Genomic DNA, 19930 nt, shown 5'->3' on the forward strand with positions numbered 1-19930 from the left:
TCAAACCCACAGTTGGGGTAGGAAATCTTATTCTGCGTCGGCAGCTTCGATTTCTGCAGCGAGGCGGGCCTTGTCGGCGGCGCCTTTGGCAGCAACGTCACGGTCGACAAATTCGATGATCGCCATAGGCGCCATGTCACCGTAGCGGAAGCCCGCTTTCAGAATGCGAACGTAGCCGCCCTGACGGTCTTTGTAGCGGGGGCCAAGCACGTCAAACAGTTTGGCGACATACTGGTCTTCTTTCAGGCGCGCATTGGCCTGACGACGGGCGTGCAGATCGCCACGTTTTGCCAGGGTGATCATCTTTTCGATGATGGGGCGCAATTCTTTTGCCTTTGGCAGAGTCGTTTTGATCTGCTCGTGCTCGATCAGCGAGCCAGCCATGTTTGCAAACAGGGCCTTACGGTGCTCATGAGTACGGTTGAGGCGGCGGTAACCACGTGCGTGACGCATTGTCTAATTCCTTCTTTCGCGTTTTGCTTTGTCTGTCAGCCGATGCGTGTCAGCTGCTCTCCTTGGGGCGTCTGCCCATCTTTCCCCGCCAGTGCGGGCATTGGTTAAGGGCAGACCAGAGCCTGCCCTTAAATTCGTAGCGCCGGGAAATTCTTAGAACGTGTCTTCGAATTTCTTAGCCAGATCTTCGATGTTGTCTGGTGGCCAGTCCTCGACGTCCATGCCGAGGTGCAGACCCATGCCAGACAGCACTTCCTTGATCTCGTTCAGCGACTTGCGGCCAAAGTTCGGCGTGCGCAGCATTTCTGCTTCGGTCTTCTGGATAAGATCGCCGATGTAGACAATGTTGTCGTTCTTGAGGCAGTTTGCAGACCGGACAGACAATTCCAGTTCGTCCACTTTCTTCAGCAGAAGCGGGTTGAACTCAAGACCGTCGTCTTCGTCCTGACGGTTCGCCGATTCGGGTTCTTCGAAGTTGACGAAGATCGACAGCTGATCCTGCAGGATCCGCGCAGCATAGGCCAGCGCGTCATCAGGCGTAACGGAACCGTCTGTTTCGATTTTCAGGGTCAGCTTGTCATAATCCAGCACCTGGCCCTCACGGGTGGGCTGAACGTCATAAGACACCTTTTTCACCGGCGAATAGATCGCATCGATTGGGATCAGACCAATGGGTGCATCTTCTGGCTTGTTCTTGTCGGCAGAGACATAGCCCTTGCCGGTATTCACGGTCAGTTCCATGAACAGGTCGGCGCCATCATCAAGGTGGCAGATAACATGCTCGCGGTTCAGAACCTCGATGCCTGCGGACTCAGAGATGTCACCGGCGGTAACAACAGCTGGGCCTTTGGCGTTGATCGACAGGCGCTTGGGGCCTTCGACTTCCATGCGCAGCGAAACACCCTTCAGGTTGAGGATGATATCGGTGACGTCTTCACGTACGCCTGCAACGCTGGAGAATTCGTGCAGAACATTGTCGATCTGTACGGATGTAATTGCAGCCCCCTGCAGCGAGCTCATCAGAACACGACGCAGTGCGTTGCCAAGCGTCAGGCCAAAACCGCGCTCCAGTGGTTCGGCAATAATTGTTGCCTGACGTGCGGGATCGTTGCCCGGCTTAGCTTCAAGCTGCGTAGGCTTGATCAGCTCTGCCCAATTTTTATGGATCATGCAGTCCCTCCATTCCTGTCTGTACCTCATGTCCGAAGGTGCAGACGCCCGAGGTTTAAAATGACGGACTGGGGCTCAGCAAACAAGCAGAGCCCCAGCGTAATGCTCGAAATTAAACGCGACGGCGCTTTGGCGGACGGCAGCCGTTGTGCGCCATAGGTGTAACGTCGCGGATCGAGGTGATGTTGAACCCAACTGCGGCCAGAGCGCGCAGCGCCGATTCACGACCGCCACCGGGGCCCTGAACTTCGACTTCGAGGGTCTTCACACCGTGATCCTGCGCTTTCTTACCTGCATCTTCTGCAGCCATCTGAGCAGCATAGGGTGTCGATTTACGCGACCCTTTGAAGCCCATGGAACCAGCAGAGGACCATGCAATCGCATTACCCTGAACATCAGAGATCAGGATTTTGGTGTTGTTGAACGAAGAGTTCACGTGAGCAACGCCTGTGGCGATGTTCTTGCGCTCTTTTTTCTTAGTACGAGTCTTATCGCGTGCCATTGATCAAACCCTCCCTTTACTTCTTCTTACCAGCAATGGCCTTTGCAGGACCTTTGCGAGTACGAGCGTTGGTGTGGGTACGCTGGCCGCGAACGGGCAGGTTACGACGATGACGCAGGCCGCGGTAGCAACCCAGGTCCATCAAACGCTTGACGTTCATCTGAACTTCACGACGCAGGTCACCTTCAACGGTGAAGTTTGCATCGATATATTCACGGATGGACAGAACTTCAGAGTCGGACAGTTCATTCACACGGCGGGCCGTGTCAATGCCAACGGCTTCGCAGATGGTCGCGGCCGAGGTGTTTCCGATTCCGGTGATATATGTGAGGGCGATAGGTACCCGCTTAGCAGCGGGAATGTTTACGCCGGCAATACGTGCCACGTGTCACTTTCCTTTTCGTTGCGGTTCCGTAGTCCCAGAACCTTTTTTCACAACGCTTGACCAGGGCGACGGGGCCGCGCAGTCCAGCATTTTGAGGTGGTCATGCAGGCAAAGAATCCGCCCACATGGAATCATCCCGCAAAGGGATGGGCTTGCGTATGAGGAATCAGACAGAGCGTCAACCCGTCAAGGGGGCATCGGGCTTCTTTTCCTCAAAATGCGGGCTTTTCAGCAAATTGGCCTCAGGATGAGCAGCCGTAGAAGCGGATCGGCTCTGGGTCTCCTGTGTAAATGGAGATGACGCCCGGCTCATCCGGGTTGCGCACGATGGTGAACAACTGCGGCACATATTCCGGCCCCGGCATTTCACAGTGCCCCACATGCGTCGTCACATCATAGACCTGCCACTGGTACAGCGCTTTGGGGGTGAAGCTGCAGAAATACTCCAACGAGCTATAGCCCGTCTCTTCAAGGATCATTCCACCTTCGCCCGCATAGTCCAGCACCCCGTCAGGGTTGGACATGACAATATCGCAGCCCTCGGGGCTATCGACATAAAGATCCTGCGCCTGGGCAGAAACCGCAAGGGTGGTAAAGCAGAGTATCGAACAGATGAGCTTCACGGCAGAAACCTTTTTGGAAATGGATGGGTGAACACGGATATAACCCTTTTCGCCCCCTTACTGTAAAGCGCTTCCCCCAACCGCAGGCGATCTTGCCAGCGGCTGGGGGGGGGGAATGCGTCTTCGCAAAAGAAAAAGGAGCCCGCAGGCTCCTCAATCACGTTCGTCAAGATGGTCGCGGTGCGACCTCAGGCCTCCAGCACCGCTGCGATATCCGCAGCGACAGCCTCCATGGCCTGCAACCCATCAACAGAGCGCAGATCGCCCTTGGCATAGTAGTAGCCCAGCAAGGGCGAAGTCTTTTTGTAATACTCCATCAGACGTGTCTTGAGGCTCTCCTCATTGTCGTCCGCACGGCGTTTTACATCCGAACTACCGCAGTTGCCGCACTTGCCATCGGCGGGCCAGGGCTTGGTCTGATCGTGGTAGACCTCTCCGCAGCCACCGCAGGTAGAGCGCCCGGTAATGCGCGCCACCAGGGCGCCGTCATCCACCGCCATCTCGATCACGGCATCCAGGGTCAGACCCATTTCTGCCAGCAACTCGCCCAGTGCATCGGCCTGGCCCAGGGTGCGCGGGAAGCCGTCAAAGATAAAGCCCCCCTCCGCGCCTTCGGCAATCTTCTCGCGGATCAGGCCAATGACGATATCGTCTGTCACCAGCTCACCGCGGGCGATGACCTCTGCGACTTTCTTGCCCATCTCGGACCCGGCGGCCTGCGCTTCGCGCAGCATATCCCCGGTCGAGAGCTGAACCATGCCCCGGCTTTCGACAAGCTGACGCGCCTGCGTCCCCTTACCAGCGCCGGGTGGCCCCAACAGAATAATATTGGTCATCGACGAGATGGCCCCCGTTTTGCACGCTTCTTGTTGCGCCCACGCAGCTGGCTCTTCTCGATCAGGCCTTCATACTGGTGCGCCAGAAGATGGCTTTGCGCCTGCTGGATGGTATCCATGGTCACAGAGACAACAATCAGCACCGATGTCCCGCCAAAATAGACCGGGAAGGCAAACTGGCCGCGCAGCACCTCGGGCAGCAGGCAGACCAGCGCCAGATACATCGAGCCAAGAACCAGGACACGGTTCACAACATATTCGATATATTCAGCGGTCTTTTTGCCGGGGCGAATGCCAGGCACAAAGCCGTTCTGGTTCTTCAGGTTATTCGCCACATCTTCGGGCTTGAAGGCCACGTTGAAGGTATAAAAATAGGCAAAGAACACGATCATCGAGACAAAGAACAGCAGGTACAGCGGCTGACCGGGGCCAAAGTTGGCCAGCATCCAGGACATCACCGGCCCATTGGTCGCGCCGGACGAAAAGGCAGAAATCGTGGTTGGCAGCAGCAGCAGCGAACTGGCAAAAATCGCCGGGATCACGCCTGCTGGGTTCACCTTGACCGGCAGATGCGAAGACCCGCCGTCATAGACCTTCATGCCAACCTGGCGGCGGGGGTACTGAATGTGGATCTTGCGCAGGGCGCGTTCCATGAACACCACAAACATGATCACCGCGATCACCATCAGGATCACACCGATAATCACGGCTGGGCTGATCGCACCGGAACGGCCAGAGGCAAAGAACTGCGCGATAGAGGCCGGAACCTCGGCGATGATGCCGACAAAGATGATCAGCGAAATACCATTCCCCAACCCGCGCTGGGTGATCTGCTCGCCCAGCCACATCAGGAACATGGTGCCGCCGACCAGAGTGATCATGCAGGCCAGCCGGAAATACATCCCCGGATCGGTCGCCAGATCCCCCGCTTCCAGCGAGACCGCCAGCCCATAGGACTGGGCCGTAGCCAGAAGTACGGTGCCGTAACGAGTGTATTGGCTGATTTTCTTCTGGCCCTGGGCACCCTCTTTTTTGAGCTGCTCAAGCGCCGGAACCATCGAGGTCAGCAACTGGACAATGATCGAGGCCGAAATATAGGGCATAATGCCCAGGGCAAAGATGCCCATACGGCCAAGGGCGCCACCGGTGAACATCGACACCATGCCGCCAATGCCCTGCCCCGCCGCTTCCATAAAGTCACGCAATGCGCCTGAATCGATGCCTGGAACCGGAATAAAGGTGCCAAGGCGATAAACGATCAGAAGGCCAAGCGTAAACAAGATGCGATTGCGCAGATCCGTGGCTTTGCCAAGTGCGGACCAGCTGGTGTTCGCTGCCATTTGTTCTGCTGCTGATACCATGAAATGGGTCTCTTTTTGCGAAAACGCCGCCCGGAACCTTTTTCCGGCTCGGACGGCGTACTGGAAAACTGATGACATGTGTAAGCGGCATTATCGCCGCTCACAAGCCGTTACTCAGCTGCGGCTGCTTCTGCCACGGTCAATGCGCCACCGGCCTTTGCAACTGCGTCAACAGCAGCGGCGGATGCGCCTGTCACGGTGATGGTCGCTTTTGCGGTGAATTCACCCTTGGCCAGAACCCGAACACCGTCTTTTTTGCGGCGCAGCAGACCCGAAGCAACCAGGCTGTCTTCGGTGATCGACGCAGCGTCCAATTTGCCCAGGTCGATGAATTTCTGGATCAGGCCCAGGTTCACCACGGCAAAGGCCTTGCGGTTTGGCTTGGTAAAGCCACGCTTAGGCAGACGTTGGTACAAAGGCATCTGACCGCCTTCATAGCCGTTGATCGACACACCCGAACGGGATTTCTGACCCTTGATACCACGGCCACCCATTTTACCCTTGCCAGAGCCGGGGCCACGGGCAACACGCATGCGTTTCTTGGCGGCACCTGGGTTGTCGCTGAGTTCGTGAAGTTTCATTTCGCTTCTCCTATCGCCGGATGTGCCCCCAGAAGCGGAAAACAGGGACAACCACGGCATGTTAAAAATGTGATTCCATGACCTCGAGAGGCCACCGCAGGCGTATAGCTGCCCTGCCCCACCGGATCAAGCCCCAAGCGTGCCAATGCACCAGAGGACAGGCTGCGGGTCTCACCCAGTCATCTTAGCGCGATGGCCATGGCAAGGCAAAATGCAAAACGCCCCTGCGCTGTGCAGAGGCGATTGCAATGTCCCCAGTTGGAGGACGCATCAGGCCACAGATGTTTGAGTTAGAGCTCGTAGACGTGGCGCCGGGCAATATCGGCGATGTCGCAACGGCGCACGCCAATATCGGCAAGCTCGCGGTTGGTCAGCCGGTCAAGCTGGGAAAAGGTGCGCTTGTAGTCACGGGCCAGGGCCCAGCGGGCGCCAATATCGCGCAGCAGCCCACGCAGGCGGGCAAAGAGAGTAATCTGATTGGAGGCAGTGTTATAGACATGTGCCATGGTATTTTTCCTTGTAGCGACCGGAACCCATTTCCCGATCTTTGTTCAAACCTTGTTAGGTGAGTTTGCAATAAAGGATTGATTTCAGGAAAAACAACGCCCCGCTTGGTCGACCCGCCATGCGTCCAGCGCATAGGCTCGCGCGCTGTTCGCCGCAGTCAGCGGCACGGAAAAACCGCGAAACGGAAAAAGGCGCCCAGGGTTTCCCCCAAGCGCCTTTCATTTGGTCAATCAAAGAGCGGCTTAGTCGCGCTCTTCGATGATCTCAACCATGTGAGAAACCTTACGAACCATGCCGCGAACCGAAGGGGTATCTTCAAGTTCACGTGTCTTGTGCATCTTGTTCAGACCCAGACCGATCAGCGTTGCGCGCTGGTCGGCGGGGCGGCGGATCGGGGAACCGATCTGCTTAACAACGATTGTTTTAGCCATCTGTCCGTCTCCTTACGCTTCTGCTGCTTCAGCAACAGGTGCTTCGTCCCGCTTGGGCAGGATGTCGGCGACCTTTTTACCACGACGCTGAGCAACCGAACGAGGGCTCTGCTCTTTGGTCAGGCCGTTGATGGTTGCACGGATCATGTTGTAGGGGTTCTGCGAGCCGATCGATTTGGACACAACGTCTTTGACGCCGAGCATTTCGAAAACTGCACGCATTGGACCACCAGCAATAATACCGGTACCTTCAGGGGCGGTCCGCATTACAACTTTGCCGGCGCCGTGGCGGCCTGCGATGTCGTGGTGCAGGGTACGACCCTCTTTCAGAGGTACACGAACCATCTGACGCTTGGCCTGTTCAGTGGCCTTACGGATGGCTTCAGGTACTTCTTTGGCTTTACCTTTGCCAAAGCCAACACGGCCCTTTTGGTCACCAACAACAACCAGTGCTGCAAAACCAAAGCGCTTACCGCCTTTTACAGTTTTGGATACACGGTTGATCGCAACCAAACGATCCGCAAATTCAGGTGTCTCATCACGGTCGCGACGATTGCCACGGCGGTTATCACGTTCTGCCATAAAGCATTCCTTTGTGTGTGGCGACTGGCGCCAATTGTTCCAATCCTGGTGAGGCGCGCCCGAAGACGCGCCCCCCGGATCATCGGGGCGGCGATATCGCCGCCCGCAAGTCCTTAGATCTTGAGGCCGCCTTCACGCGCAGCGTCGGCCAGAGCCTTCACCTTGCCGTGGAACAGGAAGCCACCACGATCGAAATACGCCTCAGAGACGCCAGCCGCCTTGGCACGCTCGGCGATAACCGAACCCACTTTGGTTGCTGCTTCGATGTTGTTCTTGCCTACAAAACCAAGATCTTTTTCCAGGGTCGATGCGGACGCCAGTGTCTTGCCTGCCAGATCGTCGATCAGCTGAACCGAGAGGTTCTTGTTCGAACGGTGGACGGAAAGACGCAGACGGCCAGCGTTGACCTTGCGAAGTTTGTTCCGGACGCGCAGGCGACGCTTCAGAAACAGGGTACGTTTGCTGTTTGCCATTTTGCTGGTCCTTACTTCTTCTTGCCTTCCTTGCGGAAGATAAATTCGCCCTTGTAGCGGATGCCTTTGCCCTTATAGGGCTCGGGACGGCGCCAGTCGCGGATTTTCGCCGCTACTTCGCCCACCTGCTGCTGGTCGTTACCTTCCACAACGATTTCAGTCTGCTTCGGCGCGGTGATGGTAACACCTTCCGGAGCAACAAATTCGACGTCGTGGCTGTAGCCCAGGTTCAGCTTCAGGGTGTTCCCCTGCATCTGAGCCCGGTAACCCACACCCTGGATCTCCAGCTCTTTCTTAAAGCCGGTGGTCACGCCGGTTACCAGATTGGCAACCATGGTGCGGGACATGCCCCACTGCTGACGCGCGCGCTTGGACATGCCGCGAGGCGTGACCGAGACTGCGTTTTCTTCAACAGTGATTGTGACATCGTCGGTGGCGGTGAAGCTGCGGGTCCCTTTGGGGCCTTTGACTTCAACGCTTTGGCCGGAAACGCTCGCGGTAACACCGCTGGGCAGTTCGACCGATTTCTTACCAATACGGGACATCGATTAGGCCTCCTTAGAAGACGGTGCAGAGCACTTCGCCGCCAACGTTGGCTGCGCGTGCGTTTGCGTCCGACATCACACCCTTGGGGGTGGAGACAATCGACACGCCCAGGCCCTGACGGACCGACGGGATGTCATTGACGCCCATGTAAACGCGACGGCCAGGTTTGGAAACCCGCTTCACTTCACGAATGACAGGATCGCCGTCGTAGTACTTGAGACTGATTTCCAGCGCCGGATGGCCGCGTTCGTCAGTGGATTTCTCGTAGCCGCGGATATAACCCTCGTCTGCCAGCACATCCAGAACCCAAGCCCGCAGCTTTGACGCTGGGGAGCTTACGGTGGATTTGCCACGCATTTGCGAGTTACGAATACGGGTGAGCATATCGCCGATAGGATCGTTCATATCTGTCTCTCCCTTACCAGCTCGATTTCACCATACCGGGGATCTGGCCGTTCGAGCCCAGGTCCCGCAGCGCGATCCGGCTGACCTTCAACTTACGGTAGTAAGCGTGAGGACGACCAGTCAGCTGGCAACGGTTGTGAAGACGAGTTGCCGAAGAATTCCGCGGCAGTTTAGCCAGTGTCAGACGCGCTTTGAAACGCTCTTCCATCGACTTGGATTCGTCATTCGCGATTTCTTTCAGCTCGGCGCGTTTAGCGGCATATTTTGCCACCAGACGCTCGCGCTTTTTCTCGCGTTCGATCATGCTTTTCTTAGCCATGTCTCTACTATCCTTCCCGCGCTCAGCTATTGAAGGGCATGTTGAAAGCTTTCAACAGCGCCTTTGCTTCCGCGTCGGTTTTCGCGGTGGTGGCAATCACGATATCCATGCCCCAGTTTTCGTCGATTTTATCAAAATCGATTTCTGGGAACACGAGATGCTCTTTCAGACCCATGGCGTAGTTGCCACGGCCGTCAAAGGAGGTACCCGATACGCCGCGGAAGTCACGGATACGGGGCATCGCGATGGTGATCAGACGGTCGAGGAATTCGAACATCCGGTCGCCGCGCAGAGTTACCTTTGCGCCCATCGGCATGCCTTCGCGAACGCGGAAGCCAGCGATGGAGTTCTTTGCCACGGTGGTCAGAGCTTTCTGGCCAGCGATGGTAGAGAGATCAGCCTGAGCCGATTTGGCCTTTTTGCTGTCACGGACAGCAGCACGACCACAGCCAATGTTCAGAACGATTTTTTCCAGCTTTGGCAGCTGCATGTCGTTCTTGTAGCCAAACTCTTCTTTCAGGGCACCGCAGATGGTGTCCTTGTAGAGAGTTTTCAGACGCGGAGTGTAGGTTGCGTTATCAAGCATCAGACAGTCTCCCCAGTCGTTTTGGCGAAGCGCACTTTCTTGTCGTCTTCCATGCGGAAGCCAACGCGAGTTGCTTTACCATTGGAGTCCAGCAGAGCCAGGTTCGACAGATCGACTGGCAGTGCTTTGGGCAGACGGCCGCCCTGTTCGTTTTGCGACTGACGGGTGTGGCGGATCGCCATGTTCAGCCCATCAACAACAGCTTTGCCAGCCTGGGGGTCAACAGAGGCGATAACGCCTTCTTTGCCCTTATCCTTGCCGGACAGCATGACAACCTTGTCACCTTTACGGAGTTTAGCAGCCATTGTTACAGCACCTCCGGAGCAAGCGAGATGATTTTCATGAAGTTCTTGGCGCGCAGCTCACGAACAACTGGGCCAAAGATACGTGTACCTACGGGCTCGTTGTTGGTGTTCAGAATGACGGCAGCATTGCGATCAAAACGGATCGCAGTACCATCGGCACGACGGACTTCTTTAGCGGTGCGAACGACGACGGCCTTACGGACATCACCTTTCTTAACGCGACCGCGGGGGATGGCTTCCTTAACCGAGACAACAATGATGTCGCCTACGGATGCGTATTTACGCTTGGAACCACCCAGAACCTTGATGCACTGAACTCGGCGAGCGCCGGAGTTGTCAGCAACATCCAGGTTTGTTTGCATCTGGATCATGTGGTTTCTCCCGACCTATGGGGCAGCGATGCGTGCTGGTATCCCCCAGGGTTTCGACAAACTGGTCAGCTTGCCGCTTATGGGACCTTACGGTCTCTTAAGCGGTCAGAACTTCCCAGCGTTTCGTTTTCGATTTCGGCGCGCATTCGATGATGCGAACTTGATCGCCGACCTTGAAAGCGTTCTGCTCATCGTGCGCCCGATATTTTTTGGACTTACGAATGGTCTTTTTCAGAACAGGATGCGTGAAGCGGCGTTCAACCGAAACTGTTACGGTCTGGGCGTTGGCGTCGCTGGTCACGGTGCCTGTGAGAATACGTTTGGGCATCTGTCAGGCTCCTTATTCTGCAGCTGCGGCTGCAGCTTTTTCGTTCAGGATGGTTTTCACACGGGCAGCATTGCGGCGTGCCGCTTTGATGCCTGCAGTGTTTTCCAGCTGACCGGTAGCTTGTTGAAAGCGGAGATTGAAGCTCTCTTTTTTCATGTTGGCAAGCACATCGCGGAGTTCATCCACGGTCTTGTCACGCAGATCATTGGCGTTCATCGCCTTTGTTCCTTGTCCAAAGCACCAGAAGGCCCCGAGAGGGTCACCTTGTTATCTGGTGGGTTATGTAAAACCCCGCGCCCCAAGGGTGCAGGAAAGAATCACCGGGGCCAAATCCAAGACGAATTTAGCCCAAGCGATGTGCCCCTATAGGGGAGATAGGGGGTGGGGGCAAGGGAAAGGTTGGGCCGCGCCCGTCCCTCCCCGCGGGAGGCGCGGCCCCTACGATGCACACCTTGCCTTGGGCTCCGCCCGTTCGCCCCGCAATCGTTCCCCCGGAACGATTGCCACTATGTGGTTCGGCGCTCACTCCCAGCGATAATTAAAGCTAACAGAGATACGTTCATCTTCCGCCATGTTCATTGGCACCTCATGGCGCAGCCAGCTTTCCCAGAGCAGCACATCGCCCACCTCGGGCTTCATGTAGATAAAAGGCTTTAGCTCGCGCCGCGCCTCTTTCACCCGGACTGGGGCGGCCATCATCATCGCAGAACGCGGATCTTCCAGCTTCAGGGCGCTGGTGCCTTCTGGCATCGACACATAGGTGGTGCCGGAAATCACCGAATGCGGGTGGATGTGTGACGCATGCATGCCGCCCTCGGGCAGGATGTTGATCCACAGATCCTCCAGCACCAGCTTGCGGCCATCCAGATCAAACTCCAGGTCCTTGGCAAAATGTGCCACATGCGCATCCAGCGCTTTCACCAGATCGGCAAAGATCGGGAAACGCCAGGGCAGATCGGTCAGAGACGCATAGGAGGTATAGCCGGGATAGCCGTTCTCCTCGCACCAGTCCTGCCCGGCCTCGTCATCTTCGGCGATGACAATGCAGGAGGTTTCCATTTCCTGCGCGTCGATCCTGGGTTCAAACTCGGACAGGGCAGCGCGGTAAAGGCGGGTCACAAAAAGCGATTCTATCTGGGCCATGGCGGTCTCCGACAATCAGGTTGCCCCCTTCCCATAGGCGATCCACAAAGGCCCGGCAATGCGACGGGGCGCGCAAAACACCAAGTGCCAACACGAAAAAGGGGCGCACCCGAAGGTACGCCCCTGATCTTTGTTACGCTTGCGACTGGGCTTACCAGTCTTCGCGAACCACGATGCGTGTCTTGACCGACAGTTTCATCGCGGCCAGGCGCAGGGCCTCGCGCGCGACGTCGTCATTGACGCCGTCGATTTCGAACATCACGCGGCCAGGTTTGACCTTGCATGCCCAATAATCCACGGAACCTTTACCTTTACCCATACGAACTTCGACGGGCTTGGAGGTCACTGGAGTATCTGGGAAGATACGGATCCAGACACGACCCTGACGTTTCATGTGACGGGTCATGGCACGACGGGCAGCTTCAATCTGACGCGCAGTAACGCGCTCAGGTGTGGTTGCCTTGAGGCCGTAGGTGCCAAAGTTCAGATCGGAGCCGCCTTTGGCGTCGCCTTTGATCCGGCCTTTGTGCATTTTACGGAATTTTGTACGCTTTGGTTGAAGCATCTATTCTCTCCTTAGCGACGACCGCCACCAGCACCACGAGGTGCAGGGCCGTCCTGGAGTTCCTGTGCTTTACGGTCACGTGCCTGAGGATCGTGTTCCATGATCTCGCCTTTGAAGATCCAGGTTTTGATCCCGATGATACCGTAAGGTGTCATGGCTTCGTTGTGAGCGTAATCGATGTCGGCGCGCAGAGTGTGCAGCGGCACACGACCTTCGCGGTACCATTCGGTACGGGCGATTTCAGCACCACCCAGACGGCCAGCAACGTTCACCCGGATACCCAGGGCGCCCATACGCATGGCAGACTGTACGGCACGCTTCATCGCGCGACGGAAAGATACACGACGTTCCAGCTGCTGAGCGATGGACTCACCAACCAGCTGCGCGTCCAGCTCGGGCTTGCGAACTTCAACGATGTTGAGGTGCAGTTCCGAAGCAGTCATCGAGGCCAGCTTCTTGCGAAGCACTTCGATGTCAGCGCCTTTTTTACCGATGATCACGCCAGGACGTGCTGTGTGGATTGTCACACGGCATTTCTTGTGAGGGCGTTCAATGATCACGCGGGCGATGCCAGCCTGCTTGCACTCTTCCTTGATGAAATCGCGCAGCTTGATGTCTTCCAGCAGCAGATCACCAAAATCTTTGGTGTCGGCGTACCAGCGGCTGTCCCAGGTGCGGTTGATTTGCAGGCGCATGCCAACCGGATTGACTTTATGTCCCATTAGGCTTGCTCCTCAACTTGACGCACCTTGATGGTGATCTCAGCGAACGGTTTCAAGATCTTGCCGAAACGACCGCGGGCACGTGGACGACCACGCTTCAGGGTCATGTTCTTACCGACCCAGGCCTCGGCAACGATCAGCTCGTCGACGTCCAGGTTGTGGTTGTTCTCGGCATTGGCGATGGCGGACTGAAGGCATTTCTTCACATCCTGCGCAATACGCTTGTTCGAGAAGGTCAGATCGGTCAGCGCCTTGTCAACCTTTTTGCCACGGATCATCTGGGCAACCAAGTTCAGCTTTTGCGGGCTGGTACGGAGCATGCGCGTTTTCGCCATTGCTTCGTTGTCTGCCACGCGGCGGGGGTTTTGTACCTTACCCATGACTTACTTCCGCTTCGCTTTTTTGTCTGCGGCGTGACCATAATAGGTACGAGTTGGCGAATACTCACCGAACTTCTGACCGATCATGTCTTCCGAGACGTTGACAGGAATGTGTTTGTGACCGTTGTACACACCAAATGTCAGACCCACGAACTGGGGCAGAATGGTGGAACGACGAGACCAAATCTTGATGACTTCGTTGCGGCCCGACTCGCGCGCAGCTTCGGCTTTCTTAAGCACGTAGCTGTCGACAAAGGGACCTTTCCATACAGAGCGAGACATAAATTAACGTCCCTTCTTCTTGGCGTGACGCGAGCGGATGATCAGCTTTTGCGACGCTTTGTTTTTGTTGCGGGTACGCTTACCTTTGGTCGGCTTACCCCATGGGGTTACCGGGTGACGACCACCAGAGGTACGACCTTCACCACCACCGTGTGGGTGATCGATCGGGTTCATAACAACACCACGAACCGAAGGACGCTTGCCCTTGTGACGCATACGGCCAGCTTTACCGTAGTTCTGGTTCGAGTTGTCTGGGTTCGACACGGCACCAATGGTTGCCAGGCATTCCTGACGGACCATGCGCAGTTCACCCGAGGACAGGCGGATCTGGGCGTAGCCACCATCACGACCAACGAACTGAGCATAAGTCCCGGCAGCACGGGCGATCTGGCCGCCTTTGCCTGGCTTCATCTCGATGTTGTGGATGATGGTACCGATGGGCATACCCGAGAAGGGCATTGCGTTACCGGGTTTGATGTCGGCTTTTGCCGAGGCAATAACCTTGTCACCAACCGCCAAACGCTGTGGCGCCAGGATATAGGCCTGCTCACCGTCTTCGTATTTGATCAGTGCGATGAATGCGGTCCGGTTCGGGTCATATTCGATCCGTTCAACGGTTGCCGCAACATCAAATTTGTTCCGTTTGAAGTCAACGATCCGGTAGAGACGCTTTGCGCCACCGCCGCGGCGGCGTGAAGTGATCCGTCCGGTGTTGTTCCGGCCGCCCGATTTGGTCAAACCCTCAGTGAGAGATTTAACCGGACGCCCTTTCCAAAGCTCCGAACGGTCGATCAGAACCAGCCCACGCTGGCCCGGCGTCGTCGGCTTATACGACTTGAGTGCCATGCTTTCTGTCTTCCGTTTAGCTACGATGGGTTGCCCCACCGTTGCAGATCCTTAGGTTGTTGTCTTTGGATCCGCTATGTGTAAGCCCCCCGTCCGCCTGCCCCTATGGAACAATGACTACTAAGGTGGCCAGTCTTTAGGGCCCCTAAGGTCCCCAGCTCAAATAATCCCACAAAGAATACGGCCCCAGAACGAATCTGAGGCCAGTAGGATTGGGCGGATGTAGCAGGGTTGGGGGTGGCTGGCAATGGTCAATAGCCGCAGGCCGTGATCACCCCTCTGATTCGCAAAATTTCATGTGGGGAAAGTGGTCCCCGTGGTGGCGATGCGATGCATCTATGAACTTTTGCACAACCTTGTCACCGTGAAGAAGATCATCGTTCAAGTCCTTCCGAATGGCTCTCATGATCTCATTCATGTTGGCACGCTTACCCTGCGCAACCCCCTCCAAGGTCGGCGGAATGGCATCTACAACACGATTTTCGAAGATAGCCCGCCGCATGGTGACGCCCTCGCGCCAACGCTCGAATTCAATCGCGAGCTGGCGATACTGAAGCATAAGCGATGCGGTATTTGCCGCGCGTTGCTCCAGCAGATGAAGGTCCGCGATAAGGTCCGTCTCGCCCCCTTTTACCAGAAAAGAATACTCACAGGGCTTCAGAAAATCCGGCTCAATCGAACGACCAACAAATGCGGGCACCACATCACACGGTTCTTGCACTGGATGACCTGATTTCTCCGCATATTCGTAGGCACCGTCGATCAATGCTTTTTGGTTGGCAAGAAGGTTCACCCAGTGCCACAATTTCACATATCCAGAATATGCAGACTCAGCCCCAACACTTAGCCGATCATCTTTGCGACGCATGGCATCTGTATCGGCAGCCCTGTTAAACGACCAGCGAGCCACACAAAAGGCGATCCCACCCCCGACAACAGCACCTAGTAACGAAGGAGCAGCATCCGACAGAAGGTTACCAAGAAATGTCCCCGATGGAGGTTGCACAATCGGGGCGACAAAAAATGAAACGTCTCCGCTCAACTTCGAAGCCCAGCCAAAAAAACCATCCATATCCAATTGCAACTCTTTCGTTCGCCCCTGTTATACTCACAACTACAGAGCAACACTGAAAAAGACGAGAGGGCGCCAGCGCCGTCCCGCGGGGTGGCGCCCTCAACAGCGCGTTTGGCACTTTATTCCAGCCAAGTCCGTACGACCTCACCGACATAGGCGGCACCTGCCAAAGCGCCGCCCCATAGGGGCGGGACGGCGCTGGCGCGGCGGCCTGCGGCCTTGATTCCGCGCAGGACTCTTCCCTGCAGCCTCTCCCGCTCAAACCAAAGGTTTCCATAAAAAACTGAGCGAGCGCTTTCGCACCCAACTAGGGTCAGGCACCGCCCTCTCGATAGCACGCCCCCAACGAAAAAAGGCCCCCGCTTTGCAGCGAGGGCCTTTCTAGTCAGTTCAAAAGAACCTGATCTCAGAGTCCGGTGGACACGTCGATTGTGTTGCCCTCTTCGAGCGTCACATAGGCCTTTTTCACGTCTTTGCGACGGCCGATCTGGCCGCGGAACCGCTTGGCTTTACCCTTGGTGATGGAGGTGTTGACCGCCTTCACTTTCACACCAAAGAGGCTTTCAACAGCTTCTTTGATCTGGGGTTTGTTGCTGTCGATCGCAACTTCAAAAACAACCGCACCGTTTTCGGATGCCATGGTGGTTTTCTCGGTAATGATCGGCTTGCGGATCACGTCGTAGTGTTCTGCCTTGGCGTTCATTTCAAACGAGCCTCCAGTGCTTCGAGACCGGCCTTGGTGATAACCAGGGTGTCCCGCTTCAGGATGTCATAGACGTTCGCACCCATTGTCGGCAGGATATCCAGACCTTCAATGTTGCGCGACGCTTTCAGGAAGCCTTCGTTCACTGCGGACCCGTCGATGACCAGCGCGCGTTTCCAGCCCAAGTTTGCAACCTGTTTGGCCAGAGCACCGGTTTTGCCTTCGGCAGCAGCGTCAGAGATCACAACCAGTTCACCGGCTTTTGCCTTGGCGGACAGCGCGTGACGCAGACCCAGCTTGCGGAACTTTTTGGTCAGCTCGTGGCCGTGCGAACGCACAACGGGACCTTTGTAGATACCACCACCGCGGAAGATCGGTGCCGAGCGGGCGCCGTGGCGTGCGCCACCGGTGCCTTTTTGGCGATAGATCTTCTTGGTCGAGTATTTGACTTCCGAACGGGTCTTTACCTTGTGGGTACCGGCCTGTGCGTTGTTACGCTGCCAGCGAACCACACGGTGCAGGATGTCTGCACGTGGCTCCAGACCAAAGAGATCGGCGTTCAGCTCGATGTCGCCAGCTTTGCTGCCGTCGAGATTCATCACATCAAGTTTCATGCTTCACCACCTTCCGCAGGGGCTTCGCTCGCAGCGGCTTTGATACCGGCTGGGAAGGGAAGACCTTCAGGAGCTTTCTTCTTCACGGCATCCTTGACGGTGACCCAGCCAGATTTTGGACCAGGTACGGCGCCTTTGATGAAGACCAGACCGCGGTCAGCGTCAGTTTTGACGACTTCCAGGTTCTGTGTGGTAACGCGGGCAGCACCCATGTGACCAGCCATCTTCTTGCCTTTGAAAACCTTGCCGGGATCCTGACACTGACCTGTCGAACCGTGCGAACGGTGCGAGATCGAAACACCGTGCGACGCGCGCAGACCACCAAAGTTCCAGCGCTTCATCGCACCGGCAAAACCTTTACCGATCGATGTGCCGGTCACGTCGACTTTTTGACCTTCCAGGAAGTGCTCGGCCGAGATTTCGGCGCCAACTTCGATGAGAGCATCAGCAGGCACGCGGAATTCCACGAGCTTACGCTTGGGCTCTACCTTGGAGGCCGCGAAGTGACCACGCATCGCCTTGGAGACGCGCTTAACCTTTGCGGAACCCGCACCGAGCTGAACAGCTGTGTAGCCGTCCTTGTCATCGGTACGCTGAGACACAACCTGCAGGCCGTCCAGGTGAAGAACGGTCACAGGGATCTGCTGACCATCTTCCAAGAACAGGCGAGTCATGCCAACTTTTTTTGCAATAATACCAGAGCGCATTATTTATACCCTCCGTTCTTAAGATTGCAGCTTGATCTCGACGTCCACACCAGCGGCCAGGTCGAGCTTCATCAGCGCGTCCACGGTCTGGGGGGTCGGATCAACGATGTCGAGCATACGCTTGTGCGTACGGATCTCGAACTGGTCACGAGATTTCTTGTCAACGTGGGGGCCACGCAGAACAGTGAATTTCTCGATCTTGTTGGGCAGTGGGATCGGGCCGCGAACAGTCGCGCCGGTCCGCTTGGCAGTGTTGACGATCTCTTGTGTGCTGGAATCCAGTACACGATAGTCAAATGCCTTCAGCCGAATACGGATATTTTGGCTTTGCATTAGTCAGCCTTTATCTAGGCGTTGAGGTTGAGAGGAGGGGCAGCGACCACCGCTTACCCTCATCGAACCCAAAAGGCGGGAATCACCCCGCCTTACAGTTCCACCAGGGAACTAGCGCCCTATACGCCCGAACGGCGCATGGAGCAAGAGGTTTCGCGCGCGAAACAGTTGCCCAAGGGGCGGACGGTGGGTTTGGAGATTGTTACGGTCGGCCAATCCAAACAAATACAAGCCTCATACAAGTTTTGCACAAGTCTCAATCGAACGACACGCCAACTCCAAGGCCAACTTCGTTTTGTCTGAGGACCGTTTACCTTGCAGCCTCCATTGCAACACAAACCACAATCTCTTTACACACGACAAGACTCATGTAAACTATTTTCAATTTTCTTTACACGTTTGGTCTCATGCTTAAACAAACTTACACAATCCCACAGCTCCCGCCGGAATTCGACTTCGACACCCTGCGAATCCTCAAAGCTCTCAACAAAGCCACGAGAAGCCTTGCTGAAGTCAAAGGGCGTGCACCTGTGATCCCAAATCAAGGCATTTTGATCGATACCCTTTCCTTACAAGAAGCAAAAGACAGCTCCGAAATTGAGAATATTGTCACCACAAATGACGAACTATTCAAAGCAAGTTTTGCGCGAGACAACTCAATCAGCGGCCCCTCAAAAGAAGTGGCCGTGTACCAATCTGCACTACACTTAGGGTATACAAGACTCTGCGAGACGGAACTGCTAACCAACAGAACACTGGTCGAAATGTTCAGGCTGCTGAAGAACCGAGACGATGGCTTTCGAAAACTGCCGGGAACAGGTTTACAAAACAACCAAGGTCAAATTGTGTACGTTCCTCCGCAGGACGCACAAGTAATCGAAGAGCAAATGAGGTTGCTTGAGGCCTACATCAATGCAGAAAGCGACATTGATCCTCTTATACGGATGGCAATCATTCATCATCAGTTCGAAAGCATACACCCCTTCCCAGATGGGAACGGTAGGATAGGGCGTATTCTCAACGTACTTTACCTCACCAAGGAAAATTTACTTGGGATACCCATTTTGTATATGAGTCGAGGGATCAACAACAGCAAAGCCGACTACTACAGACTTCTACAAGATGTTCGCGACACCGGCGCTTGGGAAAACTGGATCGTCTACATTCTAGACATAGTCACCGAAGCGTCCCTGATAACACTCGAACTGATTGAGGGAATACGCGCTCAAATGGCGCATTTCAAACAAGTTGTGAGAACGGAACACCCGAAAATCTACTCTCAGGATCTGATCAACAACCTGTTTAGGCATCCATATACACGTATCGAATTTGTGATGCGCGAACTCAGTGTTTCGAGACCAACAGCTACAAACTACCTGGACAAACTTTCAGCGAACGAAAATCTGGGTTTGGAAAAGATTACCGAGGGACGCAACAACTATTATGTCAACATGGACCTCGTTGCGCTCCTGTCGAACGGGAAAACGTAGTACTAGACATAACGAAAAAGGGCGCCCCTTGGGGCGCCCTTTTGTAGAATTCACCTGTGTGGCTCTCGGCAATTTCCCCGGTTGGGAAAATCACCTGTCACCACTGGCCAGAGTTTCCTATGGAAACTCGGCCTTACTCAGTGATTTTGGACACAACGCCGGCACCAACGGTGCGGCCGCCTTCACGGATGGCGAAACGCAGGCCGTTTTCCATCGCGATAGGCGCAATCAGTTCAACGTCGAACTTCAGGTTGTCGCCAGGCATAACCATTTCGGTGCCTTCGGGCAGGGTCACGGTGCCGGTCA

The 19930-nt window shown here is 55.7% G+C and carries 33 protein-coding genes; 1 reads left to right on the plus strand and 32 read right to left on the minus strand.

The window, feature by feature from the left end:
* Window positions 1–27 precede the first annotated feature (27 nt).
* The 31 genes from rplQ to rpsJ all read right to left on the minus strand — a co-directional run bounded on the left by rplQ (window position 28) and on the right by rpsJ (window position 18134).
* On the minus strand, window positions 28–453 hold the full coding sequence (gene rplQ, locus P2081_RS14175) for a 50S ribosomal protein L17 (protein WP_278923529.1): 426 nt from the start codon (window positions 451–453) through the stop codon (window positions 28–30).
* A 153-nt stretch (window positions 454–606) separates the two neighbouring features.
* Window positions 607–1623, minus strand: a complete 1017-nt coding sequence (locus tag P2081_RS14180) for a DNA-directed RNA polymerase subunit alpha (protein WP_009810844.1) — start codon at window positions 1621–1623, stop codon at window positions 607–609.
* A 112-nt stretch (window positions 1624–1735) separates the two neighbouring features.
* The gene (gene rpsK / locus P2081_RS14185; protein WP_232405483.1) at window positions 1736–2125 is read right to left on the minus strand and encodes a 30S ribosomal protein S11; all 390 of its coding nucleotides are present in this window, start codon (window positions 2123–2125) and stop codon (window positions 1736–1738) included.
* A gap of 16 nt (window positions 2126–2141) precedes the next feature.
* The gene (gene rpsM, locus P2081_RS14190) at window positions 2142–2510 is read right to left on the minus strand and encodes a 30S ribosomal protein S13 (protein WP_232405482.1); all 369 of its coding nucleotides are present in this window, start codon (window positions 2508–2510) and stop codon (window positions 2142–2144) included.
* Window positions 2511–2752: 242 nt separating this feature from the next.
* Complete coding sequence (locus tag P2081_RS14195) at window positions 2753–3133, minus strand: hypothetical protein (RefSeq protein ID WP_278923530.1); 381 nt, start codon at window positions 3131–3133, stop codon at window positions 2753–2755.
* Window positions 3134–3321: 188 nt separating this feature from the next.
* The gene (locus P2081_RS14200) at window positions 3322–3969 is read right to left on the minus strand and encodes an adenylate kinase (RefSeq protein ID WP_278923531.1); all 648 of its coding nucleotides are present in this window, start codon (window positions 3967–3969) and stop codon (window positions 3322–3324) included.
* The gene (gene secY, locus P2081_RS14205) at window positions 3966–5330 is read right to left on the minus strand and encodes a preprotein translocase subunit SecY (RefSeq protein ID WP_278923532.1); all 1365 of its coding nucleotides are present in this window, start codon (window positions 5328–5330) and stop codon (window positions 3966–3968) included. Before secY ends, P2081_RS14200 begins: the two co-directional genes overlap by 4 nt.
* 110 nt (window positions 5331–5440) lie before the next feature.
* The gene (rplO, locus tag P2081_RS14210; protein WP_278923533.1) at window positions 5441–5911 is read right to left on the minus strand and encodes a 50S ribosomal protein L15; all 471 of its coding nucleotides are present in this window, start codon (window positions 5909–5911) and stop codon (window positions 5441–5443) included.
* Between the two features lie 290 nt (window positions 5912–6201).
* Entirely contained in the window at window positions 6202–6417 is a 216-nt protein-coding gene (locus tag P2081_RS14215) for a DUF1127 domain-containing protein (protein WP_278923534.1), read from the minus strand.
* Between the two features lie 243 nt (window positions 6418–6660).
* Window positions 6661–6849 carry a 50S ribosomal protein L30 gene (gene rpmD / locus P2081_RS14220; RefSeq protein ID WP_009810836.1) on the minus strand — a complete coding sequence of 63 codons (189 nt, stop codon included), beginning with the start codon at window positions 6847–6849 and terminating at the stop codon, window positions 6661–6663.
* 12 nt (window positions 6850–6861) lie between these two features.
* Entirely contained in the window at window positions 6862–7431 is a 570-nt protein-coding gene (rpsE, locus tag P2081_RS14225; RefSeq protein WP_027241741.1) for a 30S ribosomal protein S5, read from the minus strand.
* Window positions 7432–7544: 113 nt separating this feature from the next.
* Window positions 7545–7904, minus strand: coding sequence for a 50S ribosomal protein L18 (rplR, locus tag P2081_RS14230; protein ID WP_058335703.1), 360 nt, complete (start codon window positions 7902–7904; stop codon window positions 7545–7547).
* Between the two features lie 11 nt (window positions 7905–7915).
* Entirely contained in the window at window positions 7916–8449 is a 534-nt protein-coding gene (rplF, locus tag P2081_RS14235) for a 50S ribosomal protein L6 (protein ID WP_278923535.1), read from the minus strand.
* Window positions 8450–8462: 13 nt separating this feature from the next.
* Window positions 8463–8855 (minus strand): 30S ribosomal protein S8, encoded by a 393-nt coding sequence (gene rpsH, locus P2081_RS14240; protein WP_122071980.1) that lies wholly within the window; start codon window positions 8853–8855, stop codon window positions 8463–8465.
* 13 nt (window positions 8856–8868) lie between these two features.
* Window positions 8869–9174 carry a 30S ribosomal protein S14 gene (rpsN, locus tag P2081_RS14245; protein ID WP_278923536.1) on the minus strand — a complete coding sequence of 102 codons (306 nt, stop codon included), beginning with the start codon at window positions 9172–9174 and terminating at the stop codon, window positions 8869–8871.
* A 22-nt stretch (window positions 9175–9196) separates the two neighbouring features.
* A complete protein-coding gene (gene rplE, locus P2081_RS14250) occupies window positions 9197–9760 on the minus strand; it encodes a 50S ribosomal protein L5 (RefSeq protein ID WP_232405473.1) in 564 nt (187 codons plus the stop codon).
* A complete protein-coding gene (gene rplX / locus P2081_RS14255) occupies window positions 9760–10065 on the minus strand; it encodes a 50S ribosomal protein L24 (protein WP_232405472.1) in 306 nt (101 codons plus the stop codon). The genes rplE and rplX overlap by 1 nt, the downstream gene beginning before the upstream one ends.
* A gap of 2 nt (window positions 10066–10067) precedes the next feature.
* Window positions 10068–10436, minus strand: a complete 369-nt coding sequence (gene rplN, locus P2081_RS14260) for a 50S ribosomal protein L14 (protein WP_009810828.1) — start codon at window positions 10434–10436, stop codon at window positions 10068–10070.
* Window positions 10437–10533: 97 nt separating this feature from the next.
* On the minus strand, window positions 10534–10764 hold the full coding sequence (rpsQ, locus tag P2081_RS14265; protein WP_009810826.1) for a 30S ribosomal protein S17: 231 nt from the start codon (window positions 10762–10764) through the stop codon (window positions 10534–10536).
* A gap of 12 nt (window positions 10765–10776) precedes the next feature.
* Window positions 10777–10980 (minus strand): 50S ribosomal protein L29, encoded by a 204-nt coding sequence (rpmC, locus tag P2081_RS14270; protein WP_009810825.1) that lies wholly within the window; start codon window positions 10978–10980, stop codon window positions 10777–10779.
* Between the two features lie 306 nt (window positions 10981–11286).
* Window positions 11287–11907, minus strand: coding sequence for a 2OG-Fe(II) oxygenase family protein (locus P2081_RS14275; protein WP_278923537.1), 621 nt, complete (start codon window positions 11905–11907; stop codon window positions 11287–11289).
* A gap of 151 nt (window positions 11908–12058) precedes the next feature.
* Window positions 12059–12472: a 50S ribosomal protein L16 gene (gene rplP, locus P2081_RS14280; protein ID WP_278923538.1), complete on the minus strand. Its 414-nt coding sequence runs from the start codon at window positions 12470–12472 to the stop codon at window positions 12059–12061.
* 11 nt (window positions 12473–12483) lie between these two features.
* Window positions 12484–13194, minus strand: coding sequence for a 30S ribosomal protein S3 (gene rpsC / locus P2081_RS14285; protein WP_232405469.1), 711 nt, complete (start codon window positions 13192–13194; stop codon window positions 12484–12486).
* Window positions 13194–13574 (minus strand): 50S ribosomal protein L22, encoded by a 381-nt coding sequence (gene rplV, locus P2081_RS14290; RefSeq protein WP_232405468.1) that lies wholly within the window; start codon window positions 13572–13574, stop codon window positions 13194–13196. Before rplV ends, rpsC begins: the two co-directional genes overlap by 1 nt.
* Before the next feature lie 3 nt (window positions 13575–13577).
* Window positions 13578–13856 (minus strand): 30S ribosomal protein S19, encoded by a 279-nt coding sequence (gene rpsS, locus P2081_RS14295; RefSeq protein WP_008207545.1) that lies wholly within the window; start codon window positions 13854–13856, stop codon window positions 13578–13580.
* Between the two features lie 3 nt (window positions 13857–13859).
* The gene (gene rplB, locus P2081_RS14300; RefSeq protein WP_232405467.1) at window positions 13860–14702 is read right to left on the minus strand and encodes a 50S ribosomal protein L2; all 843 of its coding nucleotides are present in this window, start codon (window positions 14700–14702) and stop codon (window positions 13860–13862) included.
* A 271-nt stretch (window positions 14703–14973) separates the two neighbouring features.
* Window positions 14974–15780, minus strand: a complete 807-nt coding sequence (locus P2081_RS14305) for a hypothetical protein (protein WP_278923539.1) — start codon at window positions 15778–15780, stop codon at window positions 14974–14976.
* A gap of 403 nt (window positions 15781–16183) precedes the next feature.
* Window positions 16184–16480, minus strand: a complete 297-nt coding sequence (locus tag P2081_RS14310; RefSeq protein ID WP_232405465.1) for a 50S ribosomal protein L23 — start codon at window positions 16478–16480, stop codon at window positions 16184–16186.
* Window positions 16477–17094, minus strand: a complete 618-nt coding sequence (gene rplD / locus P2081_RS14315) for a 50S ribosomal protein L4 (protein WP_232405464.1) — start codon at window positions 17092–17094, stop codon at window positions 16477–16479. Before rplD ends, P2081_RS14310 begins: the two co-directional genes overlap by 4 nt.
* Window positions 17091–17801, minus strand: a complete 711-nt coding sequence (gene rplC / locus P2081_RS14320; protein ID WP_278923540.1) for a 50S ribosomal protein L3 — start codon at window positions 17799–17801, stop codon at window positions 17091–17093. The genes rplD and rplC overlap by 4 nt, the downstream gene beginning before the upstream one ends.
* An 18-nt stretch (window positions 17802–17819) precedes the next feature.
* Window positions 17820–18134 (minus strand): 30S ribosomal protein S10, encoded by a 315-nt coding sequence (gene rpsJ, locus P2081_RS14325; RefSeq protein ID WP_232405462.1) that lies wholly within the window; start codon window positions 18132–18134, stop codon window positions 17820–17822.
* Window positions 18135–18541: 407 nt separating this feature from the next.
* On the opposite strand from rpsJ, the gene P2081_RS14330 reads away from it, so the two are divergent.
* Window positions 18542–19624, plus strand: coding sequence for a Fic family protein (locus tag P2081_RS14330; protein ID WP_278923541.1), 1083 nt, complete (start codon window positions 18542–18544; stop codon window positions 19622–19624).
* Window positions 19625–19757: 133 nt separating this feature from the next.
* Here the strand turns inward: P2081_RS14330 and P2081_RS14335 are convergent.
* On the minus strand, window positions 19758–19930 hold a 173-nt coding region (locus tag P2081_RS14335; protein ID WP_490363270.1), incomplete at its 5' end, for an EF-Tu C-terminal domain-related protein.

The sequence above is a fragment of the Pseudophaeobacter profundi genome (assembly GCF_029697505.1).
In the GTDB taxonomy this organism is placed as follows: domain Bacteria; phylum Pseudomonadota; class Alphaproteobacteria; order Rhodobacterales; family Rhodobacteraceae; genus Pseudophaeobacter; species Pseudophaeobacter profundi.